General features: G+C 72.0%; 12 protein-coding genes. 8 read left to right on the plus strand and 4 right to left on the minus strand.

Annotated features, from left to right (window positions below; genetic code table 11):
- The 6 genes from E0H26_RS08745 to E0H26_RS08770 all read left to right on the plus strand — a co-directional run bounded on the left by E0H26_RS08745 (nucleotide 1) and on the right by E0H26_RS08770 (nucleotide 9965).
- Complete coding sequence (locus E0H26_RS08745) at nucleotides 1-1974, plus strand: immunoglobulin-like domain-containing protein (protein ID WP_206024959.1); 1974 nt, start codon at nucleotides 1-3, stop codon at nucleotides 1972-1974.
- A gap of 94 nt (nucleotides 1975-2068) precedes the next feature.
- Nucleotides 2069-4480 (plus strand): carbohydrate binding domain-containing protein, encoded by a 2412-nt coding sequence (locus tag E0H26_RS08750; RefSeq protein WP_131303024.1) that lies wholly within the window; start codon nucleotides 2069-2071, stop codon nucleotides 4478-4480.
- Nucleotides 4481-4510: 30 nt separating this feature from the next.
- Nucleotides 4511-5143: a hypothetical protein gene (locus E0H26_RS08755; protein WP_131303026.1), complete on the plus strand. Its 633-nt coding sequence runs from the start codon at nucleotides 4511-4513 to the stop codon at nucleotides 5141-5143.
- Between the two features lie 96 nt (nucleotides 5144-5239).
- Nucleotides 5240-6136: a hypothetical protein gene (locus E0H26_RS08760; RefSeq protein WP_131303029.1), complete on the plus strand. Its 897-nt coding sequence runs from the start codon at nucleotides 5240-5242 to the stop codon at nucleotides 6134-6136.
- Between the two features lie 78 nt (nucleotides 6137-6214).
- Nucleotides 6215-6742: an AAA family ATPase gene (locus E0H26_RS08765; protein ID WP_131303031.1), complete on the plus strand. Its 528-nt coding sequence runs from the start codon at nucleotides 6215-6217 to the stop codon at nucleotides 6740-6742.
- 184 nt (nucleotides 6743-6926) lie between these two features.
- On the plus strand, nucleotides 6927-9965 hold the full coding sequence (locus E0H26_RS08770) for an AfsR/SARP family transcriptional regulator (protein WP_165521787.1): 3039 nt from the start codon (nucleotides 6927-6929) through the stop codon (nucleotides 9963-9965).
- 71 nt (nucleotides 9966-10036) lie between these two features.
- Here the strand turns inward: E0H26_RS08770 and E0H26_RS08775 are convergent, their stop codons facing one another.
- From E0H26_RS08775 to E0H26_RS08790, 4 genes are all read right to left on the minus strand, one after another.
- Nucleotides 10037-10534 carry a hypothetical protein gene (locus E0H26_RS08775; protein ID WP_131303035.1) on the minus strand — a complete coding sequence of 166 codons (498 nt, stop codon included), beginning with the start codon at nucleotides 10532-10534 and terminating at the stop codon, nucleotides 10037-10039.
- Nucleotides 10535-10683: 149 nt separating this feature from the next.
- Nucleotides 10684-11319: a response regulator gene (locus tag E0H26_RS08780; RefSeq protein ID WP_131303037.1), complete on the minus strand. Its 636-nt coding sequence runs from the start codon at nucleotides 11317-11319 to the stop codon at nucleotides 10684-10686.
- Complete coding sequence (locus E0H26_RS08785; protein WP_131303039.1) at nucleotides 11291-13420, minus strand: sensor histidine kinase; 2130 nt, start codon at nucleotides 13418-13420, stop codon at nucleotides 11291-11293. Before E0H26_RS08785 ends, E0H26_RS08780 begins: the two co-directional genes overlap by 29 nt.
- 107 nt (nucleotides 13421-13527) lie before the next feature.
- On the minus strand, nucleotides 13528-14229 hold the full coding sequence (locus tag E0H26_RS08790; RefSeq protein ID WP_131303041.1) for a hypothetical protein: 702 nt from the start codon (nucleotides 14227-14229) through the stop codon (nucleotides 13528-13530).
- Between the two features lie 320 nt (nucleotides 14230-14549).
- Between E0H26_RS08790 and E0H26_RS08795 the strand changes: the two genes are divergently transcribed.
- Nucleotides 14550-16580 (plus strand): hypothetical protein, encoded by a 2031-nt coding sequence (locus tag E0H26_RS08795; RefSeq protein ID WP_131303043.1) that lies wholly within the window; start codon nucleotides 14550-14552, stop codon nucleotides 16578-16580.
- Nucleotides 16567-17469 (plus strand): hypothetical protein, encoded by a 903-nt coding sequence (locus tag E0H26_RS08800; RefSeq protein ID WP_131303045.1) that lies wholly within the window; start codon nucleotides 16567-16569, stop codon nucleotides 17467-17469. The genes E0H26_RS08795 and E0H26_RS08800 overlap by 14 nt, the downstream gene beginning before the upstream one ends.
- Nucleotides 17470-17531: the final 62 nt, after the last annotated feature.

Here is a 17531-nt window from a genome sequence, read left to right on the forward strand (position 1 = left end):
GTGGGCTTGGTTTCGGGGGGTGGCGGCCCGGTAGCCGCCGCCCCGGGCGACACCGCCGCGACCGGGCTCGCGGCGCAGGCACTGGATCTGATCACGATTCCCAACGCCGACGACGTCCGGGGCAACGTGACACTGCCGACGGCGGTGGCGGACGCGGTGGTCGAGTGGACCTCGTCGGATCCGGACGTCGTGTCCGACGAGGCGAACGGGGCCATCGCGGCGGGCGTGGTGACACGACCACCCGTCGGGGCTGAACCGGCGACGGTGACCTTGACGGCCTGCGCCACCGTCGGCGACAGCGAGGCGTGCCGCGCGTTCGCGCTCACGGTGCGCCCCGCGGTGGAACTCGCCCCGTTCTCCCGTTACGGCATGGCGAACTTCGCCCGGTCCAACAACCACGCGGGGCAGCAGATCTACATGGCCACGAGCGTCGGCAACGACGCGACCCGCTGGGTGGCCGTCAACAACGGTGAGATCGTCCTGCAGTCCACCAAGGGCATGCACGCCGTGCGTGACCCCTCGATCGTCCGGGCACCGGAGGGGGACAAGTTCTACCTCGTCGCCACGGACCTGAACGTCAACGGCAACGCGTACGGGTGGCGGGGCTGGGACTGGGCGCAGAGTGGTGCCAGCCGCTACATCGAGGTCTGGGAGTCCACCGACCTGCGTACCTGGTCGGAGCAGCGACACGTGCTGGTGGCTCCGCCGGAGGCCGGAATGACCTTCGCTCCGGAGGCCATCTGGGATCCGTCCATCGGGGCCTATGTCGTGTACTGGACGTCGTCGATGTACCCGACGGGTTCCTACTTCACGACCGACCGCAACGACCCGAACGGCCGGTATCCGCTGACCCGGAACCAGACCCTCTACACCACGACCCGTGACTTCGTCACGTTCACCCCGGCCCGGACGATGAGCAACCGGCCCAACCACGGGACGCTCGACGCCGTCATCGTCAAGGACGAGGCGGACGGCTCGTACCACCGGTTGGTCACCGACCGCACGTCCACCGGCCCCGGGACCACGAAGTACGTACCCTCCTGTCCCTCCGAGGACATCTACCAGGAGCGGGCTACGTCGATTCTCGCCCCGGAGGACGACTGGGAACTCGTCGCGAGCTGCATCACCCACTCGACGATGAACACCCGGTACGCCGAGGCACCGCTGCTGGTGCCGGCGAACCCCGGCGACGAGCGCGGGTCGGGCTACTACATGTACGTCGACCAGCAGTGGGCCGGCGCACCATCGGGCAACTACATGGAGCAGCAGCTCCATCCGTACTGGACGGATGACCTCTCGTCGGGTGAGTGGACGCCCATCGACTGGGGGCAGAAGCCGAACTACAACCTGGCGCTCGGCGTCATCCGGCACGGCAGCGTCTTCGCGTTGACCCAGGCGGAACACGCCGCCCTGCGCGGCGCGGACCTGTCGTCGGTATCGGTGCTGACACCCCCGACCAGGACCACCTACTCCGTCGGCGAGGCCCTCGACCTCACCGGCCTGGTGGTCACGGCCGACTACACCGACGGGGTACGCGACGAGGAGCTGTTGCGGGGCCACGGCGGGTACTCGGTGTCGGGGTACGACCCGACCATCCCCGGCGAGCAGACGGTCACCGTGTCGTACACGGTGGTCGACGTGACGAAGACCGCGTCGTTCACGGTCGACGTCGTCGGTCCGCAGGTGCCGGTCACCGTCACCGCCCAGGCCCGGTGCGTCGCCGGTAAGGCGTACCTGGCGGTGCAGGTGCGCAACGACCACGACGCGCCGGTGGACGTCGTGCTGGCCACGGCGTACGGCGAGCGGTCGGTGGTGGCCGTCGCGCCGGGCGCCAACGCGTTCCAGCAGTTCGCCACCCGGGCCGCGTCGGTGCCGGCCGGTACGGCGACCGTCCGGGCCACCGGAACGGTCGACGGCCACGACGTGACGACCATCCGCACCACGGATTACCTCGCCGCCTCCTGCGGCGGATGACAACCCATCTGATCTGCCCCGGGGCCGTTTCCCACGCCGGCCCCGGGGCGCCGATGAACTCCCCTGCCCATCACCACACCAAGGAGGACATCTCGTGACACAGCGTCGACGAAGTGCGACCCGTCGTCGGGTCGCCGCGATCGCGACGGCCGGCGTCATGCTGGCCGGATTCGTCTCGGCGGCACCCGTCCAGGCCGCCGACACGAATCTGATCGTCAACGGCGGGTTCGAGGACGGTCTGGCCAACTGGTTCGTCAACAACGGCAACGCGACCGACGGCGCCACGCTCTCACCCACCACCGACGCCTACTCCGGATCGAGCGCGGTGCTGGTCACCAACCGGGCGACGACCGGATCCGGGCCGATGCAGGACCTCTCCGGCAAGGTGCAGGCGGGACAGACCTACACCCTCAGCGCCCGGGTCAAGTACGAGAACCCGAACTCGCCCGCGACGAAGCAGTTCTTCGCCACCATGCACTACGGCGGGTCGACCTACACCAACCTGGTCAGCGTGACCGCGAACCGGGGCCAGTGGGCGCAGTTCAATGGTCAGTTCACCATCCCGGCGAGCCAGAGCGTCACCTCGGCGCGCCTCTTCTTCGAGACGCCGTGGACGAGCAACCCGTCGTCGGACCCGAACCTGCACCTGATGGACTTCAAGCTCGACGACGTGTCGGTGGTCGGCGCCGCCCCACCCCCGCCGCCGTCGAAGACCATCGAGGTGGTCGGCAAGCTGCCCGGCGAGCACAACCCGTTGATCGGGCACAAGTTCGGCGCCGACGGGTACGGCTTCGTGCACGACGGCCGGGTGTACATGTACATGACCAACGACACCCAGGGCTACGCGCCCGACCCGGTCACCGGGATCTCACCGGGCATCAACTACGGCCACATCAACCAGATCACGGTGATCTCCACGACGGACATGGTGAACTGGACGGACCACGGTGAGGTCCAGGTCGCCGGCCCGAACGGCGTGGCGCCGTTCACCGCCAACTCGTGGGCGCCCGGCATGGCCAAGAAGGTGGTCAACGGCCAGGAGAAGTTCTTCCTCTACTACGCCAACGGCGGCGGTTCCAGCAACGTGATCACCGGTGCCTCGCCGGTCGGCCCGTGGACCAGCGAGCGCACCAGCACCCTGATCGACGGTCGTACCCCTGGCACCGAGGGCGTCGCCTGGCGGTTCGACCCGGCGCCGCTGGTGGACGAGGACGGCGAGGCGTACCTCTACTTCGGTGGCGGTCCGGCGTCGACCAGCATGCCGGCGGTCGAGCGGTTCAACAACCCGAAGAACCTGCGCTCGATCAAGCTCGGCGACGACATGGTGTCGACCGTGGGCAGCGCGGCCGTGGTGGACGCCCCGGTCGCCTTCGAGGCGGCCCAGGTGTTCAAGCGTGAGGGCAAGTACTACCTCTCCTACTCCTCGCACTTCGGCGGCAGTGACTTCGGTGGCCCGCAGACGCCGCTGCCCGGCTACCCCGGCGGCGGCCAGATCGGCTACATGATCTCCGACGACCCGATGGTCTGGCCCAAGGAGACCTACGCCGGTGTGCTCTTCCCGAACCAGTCGCAGTTCTTCGGCGCCGGCACCGGCGGCAACAACCATCAGTCGGTCTTCGAGTACGAGGGCAAGTACTACTTCACGTACCACGGTCCGACGCTGAACAAGCGGATCAACGGCAACACCACCCAGGGCTACCGCAGCCCGCACATCCAGGAGCTGGCCTTCAACCCGGACGGCACCATCCAGCAGGTGGTCGGCACCTACGCGGGCGTGAACCAGGTCCGGGAGTTCGACCCGTACCGGGTGTTCGAGGCGGAGACCTTCGGCTGGAGCAAGGGCATCGCGACCGCCAAGATCGACGGTGGCTCCGCCGAGTTCGGTGGCTCCGCGCCGAACCTGGTGGTGCGGGACATCGACAACGGCGACTGGACCGCGCTGTCGTCGGTGAACTTCGGTGCCGGTGCCGGTAGCGTGACCGCGAAGGTGCGCCCGTTGGTGGCCGGTGGCCAGATCCAGGTCCGGCTCGACGAGGTCACCGGGCCGGTGGTGGCGACCATCCCGGTCGACGCAACGACCGGCGAGTGGACGGAACTCACCGCCCAGCTCGACGGCGTCTCCGGCGTGCACGACGTCTACTTCACCTACGCCGGTCCGGCCGGCGCGGACCTCTTCGAGATCGACACCTGGGAGTTCACGGCCGCCGCCGCCGAGCTGCCGGTGACGGCCACCGTGCAGACCCGCTGCCTCGGCGGGAACACCTACCTGGCGGTGCAGGCCCGCAACGACCACGACGCGCCGGTCGACGTCGAGCTGGACACCGCGTACGGCAAGCGGTCGTTCTCCGCCGTGGCGCCCGGGGCGAACGCGTACCAGCAGTTCAACACGCGGACCGCGACGGTGGCGGGCGGCTCGGCGACGGTCCGGGTCAGCGGCTCGATCGACGGCCGGGACGTGACGACCACCCACACCGTGCAGTACTCGGGCGCCAACTGCGGCGCCTGACACCCATCTCGCGCAGAAACGGAGCAACGTATGGAGACAGGGAAACGCACCCGACTGATCGCGGCCGGCGCCGCCGGCGCCCTGCTGGTCGGCTCGGTGGCGCTCGCCGGACCGGCCCTGGCCGAGCCGGGTGACAGCGCGGGTGTCGAGGTGACGGTCGACATCGAGGAGATCAAGGAACCGGGTGTGCTGGCGATGTCGATCGCCGGTGATTCGGTGGCGTTGGCCGAGGACGGCTCGACGCTGCTGGTGCGTCAGTTCGTGGGCACGTTGCCGACGGTGACGGTCACCGACACCCGGACGGCCGATGAGGTGCCGGCGGGTGCGGCGTGGGCGGTGCTGGGTAGTGCGACCGACTTCACCGGTGATGCCGGTCAGGCGTCGATCGGTGCCGGGCACCTGGGTTGGAAGCCGAAGCTGATCGATGGTGGTGACACCGGTCTGGTCAGTGAGGGTGAAGAGGTGGTGACGGTGTTGGACGAGCCGACGCAGCCGGGTAACAACGTGGGTCTGGTGGATCAGGAGTTGCTGGTCTCCACGTTCGATTCGGGTGCGGTGGCTGGTGACGCGTACACGGTGAACGCGGATCTGTTCCTGCGTACGCCGGGCGATGTGGCGGCGGGTGCGTACACCTCGACGCTGACGCTGTCCCTGTTCGAGTGAACACTGGTGGGGGTCGCCGCCCGGCGGCCCCCACCACAGTCGGATCCGTTGGCAGATCGACGCAACCAACCCGGGGCCGGCAACGTCAGATCCGGCATGAGAACCTCACGCTACGGGCGACTGGCCGTCGTACCCATGCTGTTGCTGACGTCAGCGGCCTGCGGCCAGCAGGCCGGCGCCACCGGTGCCGGGGACTCCGGCGCTCCCGAGAAGTCCTACTCCGCCGACACCGTGGTGTTCCGGATGGATCACACCGGCGGGTTCACCACGCCCGCCATGCTGGCCACCCGCCTGCCCGCCATCAGCGTCTACGGCGACGGCCGGGTGATCACCCAGGGGCCGGTCACCATGGCCTATCCCGGCCCGGCGTTGCCCAACCTCCAGGTCGGCAAGATCAGCGTCGGCGAGCTGGAAAACCTGATCAAGACGGCCCGGGAGGCCGGCGTGGGCAGCGTGACCGACCTGGGCAGCCCGCCGGTCGCCGACGTGACCTCGACCCGGTTCACCGTCTTCGACGGGACCAAGTCGGAGCAGTTGGAGGTGTACGCGCTCGAGGTGGGTACCGGTGACCTCGGCCCGGGCGCCGACCAGGGGGTGACCGCCGAGCAGCAGGCCGCCCGGGAGAAACTGCGCGCCTTCGCCGAGTCACTGACCGGCGAGTCGGGCCCGCTCGGAACGGCACACCTCGACACCCAGGCGTACGTGCCGACCGCGGTCGCCGCCGTCGCCGAGGCGTACGTCGCCAACGACGAGACCCTCAAGCAGGCCGAGGTGGCCTGGCCGGGCCCGGCGTTGCCCGGCGCCGAGCTGAACAAGGACCTGGGCCTGAGCTGTGTGACGTTCACCGGTGAGCAGGCCCAGCAGGTGCTGGCCGCGGCCGGGGACGCCAACGCGGCGACCCCGTGGGCCTCGGAGGGCAAGCGCTGGACGGTCACCCTGCGACCGCTGCTGCCCGACGAGAGTGACTGCGGCGACCTCGCCAGCCGCCGCTGACGCGAAGCGGGCGGTCGGGCCGCAGCCCGACCGCCCGACCGCCGAGCGGCTGGACCGCCCCGACTAAGCTGCCCCGCGATGAACCCGCCGTCGCGCATCCTGATCTACGGGATCCACGGGTCCGGCAAGTCCACCCTCGCCGAACTGCTCGCCGAGCGGCTCGGGCTGCCCTGGCACCCGGTCGACGACCTGCTCTGGGAGCCGGGCTGGGTGGAGGTGCCGGTGGCCGTGCAACGCGGCCGGATCGAGGCGATCTGCCGGCGTGAACGCTGGATCCTCGACGGCGCCTACCACGGCTGGCGGGACGTGCCGCTGTCCCGCGCCGACCTGGTGATCTGCCTGGACTATCCGCGCGGGCTGTCCTTCCGGCGACTGCTGCGACGCACCATGCGTCGGCTGTCCACCCGGGAGGTGATCTGCAACGGCAACCACGAGTCGTGGGGCAGCGTGCTGTCCTGGGACTCCGTACTGCGCTGGCACCTCACCGACTACGGCCCGGAACGACGGCGGATGCGCGCCTGGCACGCCGACCCGTCCGGGCCGCCGGTGCTGCTGTTCGATGCTCCGGCCGCCCTCGACCGCTGGCTCGCCGAGCTGTCCCGCTGAGCGCTCGGCCCGCCGGCCGGAAAGTCGGTGCGAGCGGAAAATCTCACAAGATGGGCGATCCGGTGTCCAGATAGGCTGGCCGACATCCCCGGTCCGACCGCCGGAACGGGACCGGTCAGCGCCAACGGCCTGCGGCGAACCGGAAGGCAGCTCGCGTACGCGCACCGCGACCGGTGAGGTGTTGGTGAAGTTCCGGGTTCTCGGCGTCCTGGCGGTCCACGACGATGCCGGGCTGCCGGTGGCGGTGCCGCCGGGACACCCCAGCCGGCTGCTGACCGGGCTTCTGCTGCGGGCCGGGCACCGGGTGCCGATCGAGGAACTGGCCGACCTGCTCTGGGAGGCCGACCCGCCGAAGTCCCACCGGGCCAACCTTCAGACACACGTGTCCCGGCTGCGCCGGCTGCTGCCCGGTGTGTCGATCCGGCGAGAGGTTGCCGGATACCGCATCGAGGTCGACCCGGCGGACATCGACGCGCACCTGTTCGGTCGGGAGGTCGACGCGGGGCTGCGCGCCGCCGACCGGGGCGAATACGTCCGGGCCGAGGCCCACCTCCGCCAGGCGCTCGCGAGGTGTCACGGGCCGCCGCTGGTGGCGTCGGGTGTCGGCGCCTTCGCCGCGGACCTGGCCCGACTGGCCGAACTCAGGCTCGTCGCCGAGGAGGCGCTGCTCGGCGTCGAAGTCGGCGGAGGACGGCACCGCGCCGCGATCGTCCGGGCCCGCGCCCTCGTCCAGGAGCACCCACTGCGCGAACCGATGTGGGCCCTGCTGATGGAGGCCCTGGCCCGCGATGGACGGTTCGCCGAGGCGCTCGACACGTTCCACCAGGTACGCGGAATCCTCCGCGACGAACTGGGCACCGCCCCCGGCCAACGGCTGACCGCGATCCACCGGGCGGTACTCCAGGGCAAGCCGCCCGCCGACCGTCGGACGACGGCCCGGCCGCCGGCCGGCGCCGACCCGGTGTGCCAGGTGCCGTTGGCCACCGCGGACTTCACCGGCCAGGACAAGGCCCTCAGCGATCTCGTCACGAGACTGACGCCGACCGACCGGCCCGCACCACCCATCGTGGTGGTCTCCGGGCCACCCGGGGTCGGCAAGACCACGCTGGCGGTGCACGCCGCGCACGCCCTGCGCGCCGATTATCCCGACGGGGCGCTGTTCATCCGGCTCTCCGGCGCGACTCGACAGGCCCGCGCACCCGGCGAGGTGCTGCTCGACCTCATCCAGGGCATCGGCGGCTCCACCAGTCCCGGCCGCGACAACGTCGAGACCCGGTCGGCCGCCTGGCGGGCGCTGGCAGCCGACCGGCGCCTGCTGGTGGTGCTCGATGACGCGGCCACCGGCAACGAGCTGTTGCCGTTGCTGCCCGGGACCGCCGGTTGCGCGGTGCTGGTCACCAGCCGACGCCGGATCACCGATCTACCCGGTGCCGGCCTGCTGCTGGTCCAGCCACTGACCGACGAACAGGGCCTGGTGATGCTGCGCCGCATCGTCGGGGTGGACCGGGTCGCCGCCGATGCGGCGGCGGCCGAGCGGATCCGTGACTACTGCGCCAACCTGCCGCTCGCGCTCCGGATCGCCGGTGCGCGGCTGGCCGCCCGACCTGACCTGTCGCTGGCCGACTTCGCCGAGCGGCTTGCCGACGAACGCCGCCGGCTCGACGAACTGTCCACCAGCGACCACGCGGTGCGGGGCAGCCTCCGACTCAGCTACCAGGACCTGGACCCGACCGCCCGGCAGTTGCTGCGACGGCTTGCGGTGCTCGGCACCCGGGAGGTGCCCGCCGCGGCCCTGGCGCTCCTCGCCGGCACCGACGCGGTGCGGGCGGACGCCGCCGTGGAACATCTGGTCGGCGCGAATCTGCTCGACACCACGACCACCGGCCAGGGCGAGCCGCGCTACCGGCTGCACGACCTGCTGCGTACCTTCGGGCGGGAGCGCGCCGTGCTGGAGGAGCCGGCAGCGGATCTCGACCTGGCCCTGAAGGGACTGGTCGCCGCCGCCGCCACGGCCGCGCGGGCGGCCACCGCCCGACTGCCGTACCCCTCGTTCAACCCGGCACCGCCGCAGGCCACCGCCGGTACGACACCGCCCGCGGTGCTGTTGCGCCAGGTCCGCAAGGACCCGCGCACCTGGCTGCGGACCGAGCGCAGCAACCTGGTCGCCGCCTGCCGGTACGCGGCTGCCCGTGGTTGGCTCGACCTCGCCGTCGGCCTTGCCGCCGCGCTCAACAGCCACCTCTGGACCGAGGGGCGTCTCGACGAACTGGCTCAGGTGCACCGGGCGGTCCGGCTGGCCGCCACGCGCCTCGGTGACCAGGAGCATCTGGCCTGGTCGGTGTTCATGAACGCGCGGCTGGCGGGGATGCGCGGCGAACTCGACGTGGCGCGGCGGGGATTCCGAGACGCCCGCGACCGGGCGGCCGGACGGTCGATGCCCCAGTTGGTGGGGCACTCGCTGGCGGCATCCAGCCTCTACCGGGCAGAGGGACGGGCCGGCGACGAGACCAGCGTGCGGTACGGAAGGCTCGCGGTGGCCGTCTTCCGGCGGATCGGTGACCGCGCCGGGGAGGTCGAGGCGCTGCGCGCCACCGCGCTCGCCCTGAATCGCCCCGACCGTCCCGGGGCGGCCCTGGCCGTGCTCGACGACGCGCTGCCGATCATCGACCGGCTGGACGACCCGATGGCCCGGGCCATGCTGCTCAACGCTCGGGCGGGGATCCTGACCGTCGCCGGCCGGTACGCCGAGGGCGCCCGGGACTGCCGGCGTTGCATCGACCTGCTGCGTGGCATCGGTGAACGGGTGTTGCGGGCGTACGCGCACAGCCAACTCGGCTACCTGCTGCTCGGCCTTGACCGGGTCGACGAGGCGGTGCCCGAGTTCGCCACCGCGCTCGACCTCGGGGTGGAGTTCGGCGACCAGACGCTGATCACCTGTATGGAGCGGAATCTGGCGCTCAACCTGTGTCGGCTCGGCCTGGACCGGCAGGCCGCCGATGTGGTCGGCCGGTGCGCGGAGACGCTGCGGCGACTGGGCAACCTCGGGCGGGCTTCGCTGACCCTGCGGCTGCTGGCGGTGGTACACGAGCGGCTCGGTGACCGGGCCGGCGCCACGGCGGCGCGGCTGGTGGCCGACCGCACGGCGGCGGCCGACCTGTTCAACGACGAGCGGCTCGCCCTGCTGCGCCGGCTCGTCGAAGGCCCGATCGGTGAACCGGCATAGCGCGGTGCGGGCGTCCGCCCCCTGGACACCCGCACCGCCGGAGCGGGCCCCGAGGGGCCCGGCCGGTACCGCTACCCGCAGTTGCCCAGCGTGGTCCGGCCGCCGCTGGCGAGGGTGCCGTTGCCGCCGGTCGGCGTGCTCCAGATCCAACCGAAGTAGGTGACGCAGCGGCCGGAGGCGAACCGGATGACGTTCGCGTAGTGCGAGAAGTCGCCGGCGTCGTCGTAGGTCACGATGCTGCCGTTGGCCTGCTGCACCCCGATCTGGGCCCGGGTCCGGGTGGGCGTGCCGTGGTACGAGGTCTTGCGGGTCACCACGCAGTTGTTGCCGTTGCTGCTGTTGTAGGCGAGGTGCACGTAGCCGTAGACCGTTCCGGACGGCGTGGTCACCGCCCGGGTTCCGTCGCTGACGATGCCGTACCCGGAACCGCAGGCCGCCGCGATCGCCTCCGCCTGTGAGTGGGCCGACGCGGGCGAGGCGGACAGGGTAACCATTCCGGCCACCGCCATGGCGAGCGCGCCCGCCGTGGCGAGCAGTCTGCGGCCGGTCAGGGAAAGTACTCGATTCACCGGAATCCTCCGTCCTGGTAGCGGGGCCGTCCCGCGTGGTGACGAGGTTCCCGGGGTCGCCAACAGTGCGGCCACATTCTGACCACATCGGCCCACACCGGGACCGGGCACGACCGCCCCGGGCCGCTGCGGTCACCGTCAGCGGCGGGTCACAGCCCCTGCTCACGGGCCATGCTGATCGCCTGCGCCCGGTCGGCGACCTGGAGTTTGGCGAAGATGTTGGAGACGTGGTTGCGGACGGTCTTGGTGCTCAACCCGAGCCGGGCCGCGATCTGCGGATTGGTCAGGTGTTGCGCGATCAACGTGAGGATCTCCCGCTCCCGGGCGGTGAGGTCGGGAAACGCCGGCTCGTTGTGGGCGAGCCCGGCGAAGTAGCCCATCAGCCGGGTGGCGATGGCGGGCCCGAAGATCGCCTCGCCGTCGGCCACCACCCGTACCGAGCGGATGATCTCCAGCCGGCGGGCGCCCTTGAGGACGTAGCCGCGCGCCCCGGCCCGTAGGGCGGCGAAGACCGAGTCGTCGTCGTCCGCCATGGACAGGATCAGCACCCGTACGTGCGGGCTCATCCGGACCAGCCGCTCGGTGGCCGCGATGCCGCCCATGCCGGGCATGGTCAGGTCGAGCAGCACCACGTCGGGCTGGAGGCGCCCCAGCACGGCCAGCGCCTCCTCACCACTGGCGGCCTCGCCACACACCTCGATGTCGGCGCTGGTGGCCAGCAACGCCCGCAGCCCCGCCCGGAACGGCGCGTGGTCGTCAACCAGCAGTACGCGGATCTGATCCATCGGATTCCTTCGTGCCGGTGAGCAGGGTCGCGGTCACCCGGGTACCGGTGTCCGGCGCCGAGCTGACGACACAGGAGCCGCCGAGTTCCTCGGCCCGCTCCCGCATCGAGTGCATGCCGACGCCGTCGGGCTGGCCCGGCCGGCGGCCCCGCCCGTCGTCGCGTACCTCAAGGTGTAACCGCCCGTCGGCGGCCCACAGCCGCAGCTCGACGGTGCTGGCGTGGGCGTGCCGGCGGGCGTTGTTCAGCGCCTCCACCGCGATCCGGTACGCGGCGACCTCGGCGGCAGCCGACAGCGCGGGCAGCGCCGCCGGGGCGTCGACGAGCACCCGTGGCCCGTCGGCCGGTCCGGCCGCGATGTGCGACCGCAGCGCCGCGGCCAGGTCCATGGTGTCCAGCGCGGGCGGTCGCAGGCCGTTGACCAGGCGGCGTACGTCGGCCACGGCGGTGCGGGCGTCGACCACGATCTCCTCCAGTAGCCGCCGGGTCGACTCACCCGGCCCGAGTTCCTGGGCCGCCTCGGCGCGCATGGTCAGCCCGGCCAGCGTCGGCCCGAGGCCGTCGTGCAGGTCCCGGCGCAGCCGGCGGCGTTCCTCCTCGCGGGCCAGCACCAACTGCTCGCGGGAGCGTTGCAGGTCGGCGGCGAGGGACTGGGCCCGGTCGAGGGCCCGGACCGCCTGCACGGCGACGCCGATGTGCCGGGCCAGGTCGCGCAGGAGCCGCAGTTCCCGGGCGCCGAGGGTGTGCTCCCCGGCCCGTGGGCCGAGCAGCAGGTGACCGACCGGTTCGCCGGCCGCCAGCGGCAGCCGTACCGGCTCGGCGGGTGGGACACCGAGCCGGTACGACCGGCCGTCCACGGTCGCGATCTCCACGTACGACAGTTGCAGCGCCTCGCGTACGGTCGCGGTGCTGGTGGCGAGTACGGCGGCGGCGTCCTGGGTCTGTTCCAGCCGCTGCCCGAGCCGGGCCAGGACCGCGTACGGGTCGTCCCGCTCGCCGTACACCAGCAGGTTGACCCGCCGTTGCAGCCAGTGCCGCAGCGGTGCGACGAGCAGCGCGGCCACCGCCGCACCGACGAACGACACCGGCAGGCTGGCCGAGGTGTCGAAGCCGGCCCCGAGCAGGCCGACGACCAGCACGTAGGTGCCCCCGACGGCGGTCGACAGGGCGACGAACACAGCGGTCCGACTGATCAGCAGGTCGATGTCGAACAGCCGGTGCTGCCGGATGGCGATGCCGATCGCGATCGGGATCAGCGCGCCGCTGATCCCGCCGGCCAGATCCCAGAACACGCTGCCGTACGGGAACAGGCCGGGCCGCCCGTCGGTCAGCCCGGCCACCAGTCGGGCGGCCACCACCGCGACCGCGAGCGCCACCGCGTACCCGAGCCACTTGACCTGCTGGCGGCGCACGCCCCGGGCCCGGCGGGCCTGCCAGACGAGCGCCGCGCCCGCCGCCACGAAGACCAGCGCGCTGGTCAGCGTGGCCGCACCGGCGGCCAGGTCGGCCACCGGCTGCCAGCCCGCGACACCCAGTGGATTGACCGCGCCGACCGGGGCGACCTGCTCGTTGGCGCCGGGCCGCAGCGCGCCGGTGACCATCGCCGCCGCGCCGGTGACCAGCACCGCCCAGATCGCCGGCCGCCATCTCGGCGACGGCGGCCGGCCGTCGGGGAAGAACACCGGGATCAGCGCCAGCGCCGCGTTGCCCGGCACCCAGAGCCAGTTCTGCGGCCAGGCCAGGGCGGCGGCCAGCGGCAGCGAGCCGGGCTCGACGATCACGCCGTGCGCCGCGTACTGACCGCACGCCTCCTGTAGGGCGAAGCAGAAACCACTGGTGAGGGCCAACCAGCCGATCGGGTGGTCCGGGCGACGCGCGGCGATGGTGGCGCCGACGACCGCGCTGGTGACCACCAGGAACAGATGCGTGACGTCGTTGACGGTGGCGCGGTTGAGCACGGCCAGCCCCACCGCGCCGACGGTCAGCAGCAGCGTGGTGACGCACACCGGCCACGCCGCCCGGCGCACCCAGGCCAGGCGGACGTGGTGGCCCGGGTGCGTCGCTACGTCGGCCGGTTCGCTGGCCGTGTGGTGGCTGGTCATCGCGCCGCCGACACTAGACGCCCCACCCGGCCCGGCGGATCGGACGACCGGCCCGGCACCTCGAACGTCACGCCGAGCCGGCCGCCGTGGCCCCGGCAGTTGCACGGTCAGTCCCGCCCGCGCTCCGGACGCTGACCGAACGCCAGTGCCAGCCCGGCCACGATCGTCCAGATTCCGGCCGGCACCAACGCGATGTACTGCACCGGCGTCAGCTGGGTGGCGGCGATCAACACGGCGATGACCACGCTGAACACCGCGAACCACCGGCTGACCGAGCCGTGCCGCAGCCCGCCGACCGCGATCGCACCGGCGCTGAGTCCGATCCCGCCCCACAGCCAGGTCATGGTGGCGACGATGGTCAGCTGCGGGGCGATGACGTCGGGGTCGTACTGCTCGGCCGCGCCGAGGGCGAAGAACAGTTCCGTCGAGATGCCGCCGCCGATGAGCAGCCCGACCAGCACCAGCCCGACGCCGGTCGCGGCCAGCGTCGGCACCAGACTGTCGGCCGGTTCCTGCGCGGCCAGGTACCGCCGCAGGCCGGCCGCGAAGACCGCCAGGCAGACGATGACGACCACGGTCACCACCTGGTGTGCCCAGACGTGGCCGGTGCGGTCGGCCAGGGCGGCGACGTAGCCGGCGTTGTCGGCGCGGAACTGCTCGGCGGGCGCGGTCAGCGTGGCCGTGGCGAAGATGCCGACCAGACCGACCAGCCCGCCGACCGTGCCGGCGAGCGCCCAGGCCCGTCTCGGCCGTACGGACTCCGTCGGCGCACTCCCGGTCGGGCCGGCCGGCATCGTGGCGGGGTACATGGTGGTTTACCTCCTCGGTCGGTGAACGGTTCGGGACCGACCCTGCCGCCCGGCCGACCCGGAGCACCCGGGTCACCCGGTCCCGACCGGTCGGGATCTGGGCCGGGACAGCCGTCCCCGCCGTCGGCCGGCTTCGTGGTCGGCGGCGGCCCGCCGAGCCGGCCGGACCGGGCGCGGTGCTGGCTGCCGGTGGTGGGTGGAGGATCCCGGCCCGGCGGGACGGGCGTCCCTGGTGACCGGGACCGGCTGCCGGCTCTACTGCTCCGGGGCGACACCGACCCGGTGTCGCCCCGGCCACTGCGGCGAAGGGAACGACAGCGATGACCCGACCCTGCCACCCGGACCGGGGTGTCGACCCGCCACGAGGACGGGTCCGATGGCGACGACCGGTGGCGGTGCTGCTCTGCGTCGCGGTCGTCGGCACCGCCTGTACCTCCGATCGCGACGACCCGACGCCGACCGGATCGGTCGACCGGGCGGCCATCGAGTCGGTCGCCGGTACGCTCCCGGCCGACCCGGTCGAGGCGGCCGAACGACTCGTCGGCGTGATCCACGCCGAGGACCCGGGGCGGTCCGCCGCCGCCACCGCCGAACTGCTGCGCCGCTCCGGGCACCCGATCGTGTCCGCGAAGGGACCGGTGGTGGCCCTGCCCGACCAGGTGACGCTCTACGACGCGCCGGTCTACGCCGAGCTGATCCCGTTGCTGGCCACCGCGACCCGGGCGCAGGACCGGTACACCGTGGACCAACTCGGCAGCCTGCTCCAGGCGGTCGGGCTGACCCCGAAGAAGCTGACGTTCGCCCAGCTGACCACGGCCGTCGCCGGATGGGCCAAGGAGCCCGACGACCACCCGATCTTCGTCTCCGCGGCGGCCGGGGTACGGGCCCTGTCGGCCCACCGCGACCAGGTGCTGTTTTCCGGTGCCGATCCGACGACGACCCACCTCGACCCGTTGCAGACGATCCTGCTGCTCGGGCACGCGACCAGCCGGCTGGCCGAGGTGCTACCGGAGGAGCGGGCGCAGGCCGCCGCCCGGCCGGGCCTGGTCGACCGGCTGCTCGGCGGCGGTGTCGCGTACGCCGGGTCCGACGACGGGCCGTGCCAGGCCATCACCCGCCGGACCAAGCCGCCCCAGGACCCGGTGGCCAAGGGGATCATCGACTCGTCGAAGGGCTACCTCAAGGACGGGCTCGTCAAGCTTTTCCCCAAGGAGACCCAGGACCGGATCGGCCGGGCGGACGAGGTGTGGGGCAAGTCGAGCGCGGCGGCGAGCGCGATCCTGCTGTTGTTGGGTGCCCGGCTGTCGCTGACCGCCGACAAGACCAGCACCCACTTCAAGCACACCGCGGGTAGCCGGGCCGAGCACATCACAATGACCGCCAAGGCGAGCTTCGACCTCGAAGCCGACAAGGACCTGTTGGAGTGCTACTCGCTGGCCGGGGTCACCATCCCACCGGCCGGCCCGTTGAAGGACTTCACCATCCGCTGGAACAGCGTCCAACCGCAGGCCCACACCATCCAGAAGGGCGGCATGCAGTTGCTGCGGGCGGTGTCGGCGGACAGCAGGAAGGCGACCCGTGGGGTGAAGACCGGCAGCGACGGCACGGCCACCCTGGAGGTCAAGCCGCCGGTGGAGGATCCGGACGGCGAGGGGGAGAAGCTGACCGGGTACGCCACCTACCTCGCCTCGCTGGACCGGGAGAGCCTTCCGTTCGAGCTCGGTGACGCGTACGGCCTGCTCAGCAACCCGGTCGGGTTCGGTGTGGGAAAGAACTTCGACCTGCTGCGTGACGTGCTGGTCAAGGTGGGTCTGCCGGAGCAGAGCATCACCCTTGAGGTGACCTACCACGGTGTGGACATCGTGCTGGCCCAGGGCGAGAACGAGGTCGACCTGATCCTGGCGAAGCTGCCCAGGGTCTACGTCGACCTGGTCAGCTGTGCCGGCGTCGGTGGGCCGTTCAAGGGCACCGCCGGCTACGACGGCGCGCGGAGCGGCCAACTGTTGCAGATGGCCGGCGCGGCGGCCGGGGTACGGGTGCCGAAGGACTTCTCCGGCAAGAAGAACCAGATCAGCGTCCTGCCGCTGCCCGACCATCCCGGGCCACATCCGTTCTTCATCATGAAGGGCGAGGGTGGCAGCCAGTTCCTCGACGGCGTCCTGCGCTTCTACCCGTTCCTCAACACCCGGGCGGTGGTGCTCGCCGACTACCGGATCGGCCGGCCGGTCGGCGACGTCGAGATCCTGCTCGCCGGAGACACCTACCCGTTCAGCAAGCTCTCCTGGCCCGTCGTGCGGGTCACCGCCGACCCGCGCTGCCCCAAGGTGAGGTACTTCCATGACGAGACGTGAGTCGTGCCGGCGGGCGGTGACGGCGACCGGCCTGGTCGCGCTGCTCGCCCTGGCCGCCTGCACCGGTGGCACCGGCCCACCGGCCGAAGGCCCGGTCCCGCCGGGCGCCGCCGCCGTCCCGCCGGGCGCCGCCGTCGGGCCGGACGCCTTTCCGGGCCTGTACGTCACCGGGGACGTGGTGCCGGTGTCCGCGTCGGCGAGTCAGGTCACGCTGGCCAGCGGGCGCTCCTGTCCGGAGCTGTCCGCGATGCTGGCCGCTGGCCAGTGGCGTACGGTCGACCGGCTGTCCTTCGGCAAGCTGGGGGAGCGGGAGGTCGCGCTGCTCGCCGGCTTCGGCGGGATTCCGGGTGACCTGCTGAGCCGGGGCGACCGGCTGGTGTTCGCCGGCTTGACGGGCGGTTCCGCCTGCACGGCGACGGTCAGCGAGACGGCAACGGGGGAGATCACCGTGGCCGGGGCCGGACTGCCCGGCAGGTCGCCGGGCTGGGTGGCGACCACCCGCTGCTACCGGTCGAAGTCCGACGGCACGCTGACCGTCAGCTTCTACTTCGACACCGACGGCAAGGTGGGTGGGCAGGGACAGATCGCGTTGACCCGGGACGCCGACCGGTACGCGGTGGCCGACGATGCCTCGGCGTCGACGCTGACCCTGCTGCGGCACGACAGCCGGTTCCTCGGTGCCATGTCCGCGGCGTACGCCGATCCACGGCGGCGACCGGCCGGGCTGCGTCAACTCGTCCCCGGCGACGCGTTCACCGGCACCGCCGAGGTACGGGACGGGTCGGCCGGCGTGATCGGGCTGGCCGGGCTGGAGGCCGAGGACGGCGGTCGCGGGGCGATCGAGGTGTCGCTGCCCTTCTCCTGCCCGGCGGTGATCGAGATCAGGTGATCCGGCGGTCACAGTGACCTGATCGACGGTCGGTTCCGGGGGGTACCGACCGTCGATCACCC

Origin of the sequence: Micromonospora zingiberis (assembly GCF_004331455.1) — a bacterium.
Taxonomy (GTDB): Bacteria; Actinomycetota; Actinomycetes; order Mycobacteriales; family Micromonosporaceae; genus Micromonospora; species Micromonospora zingiberis.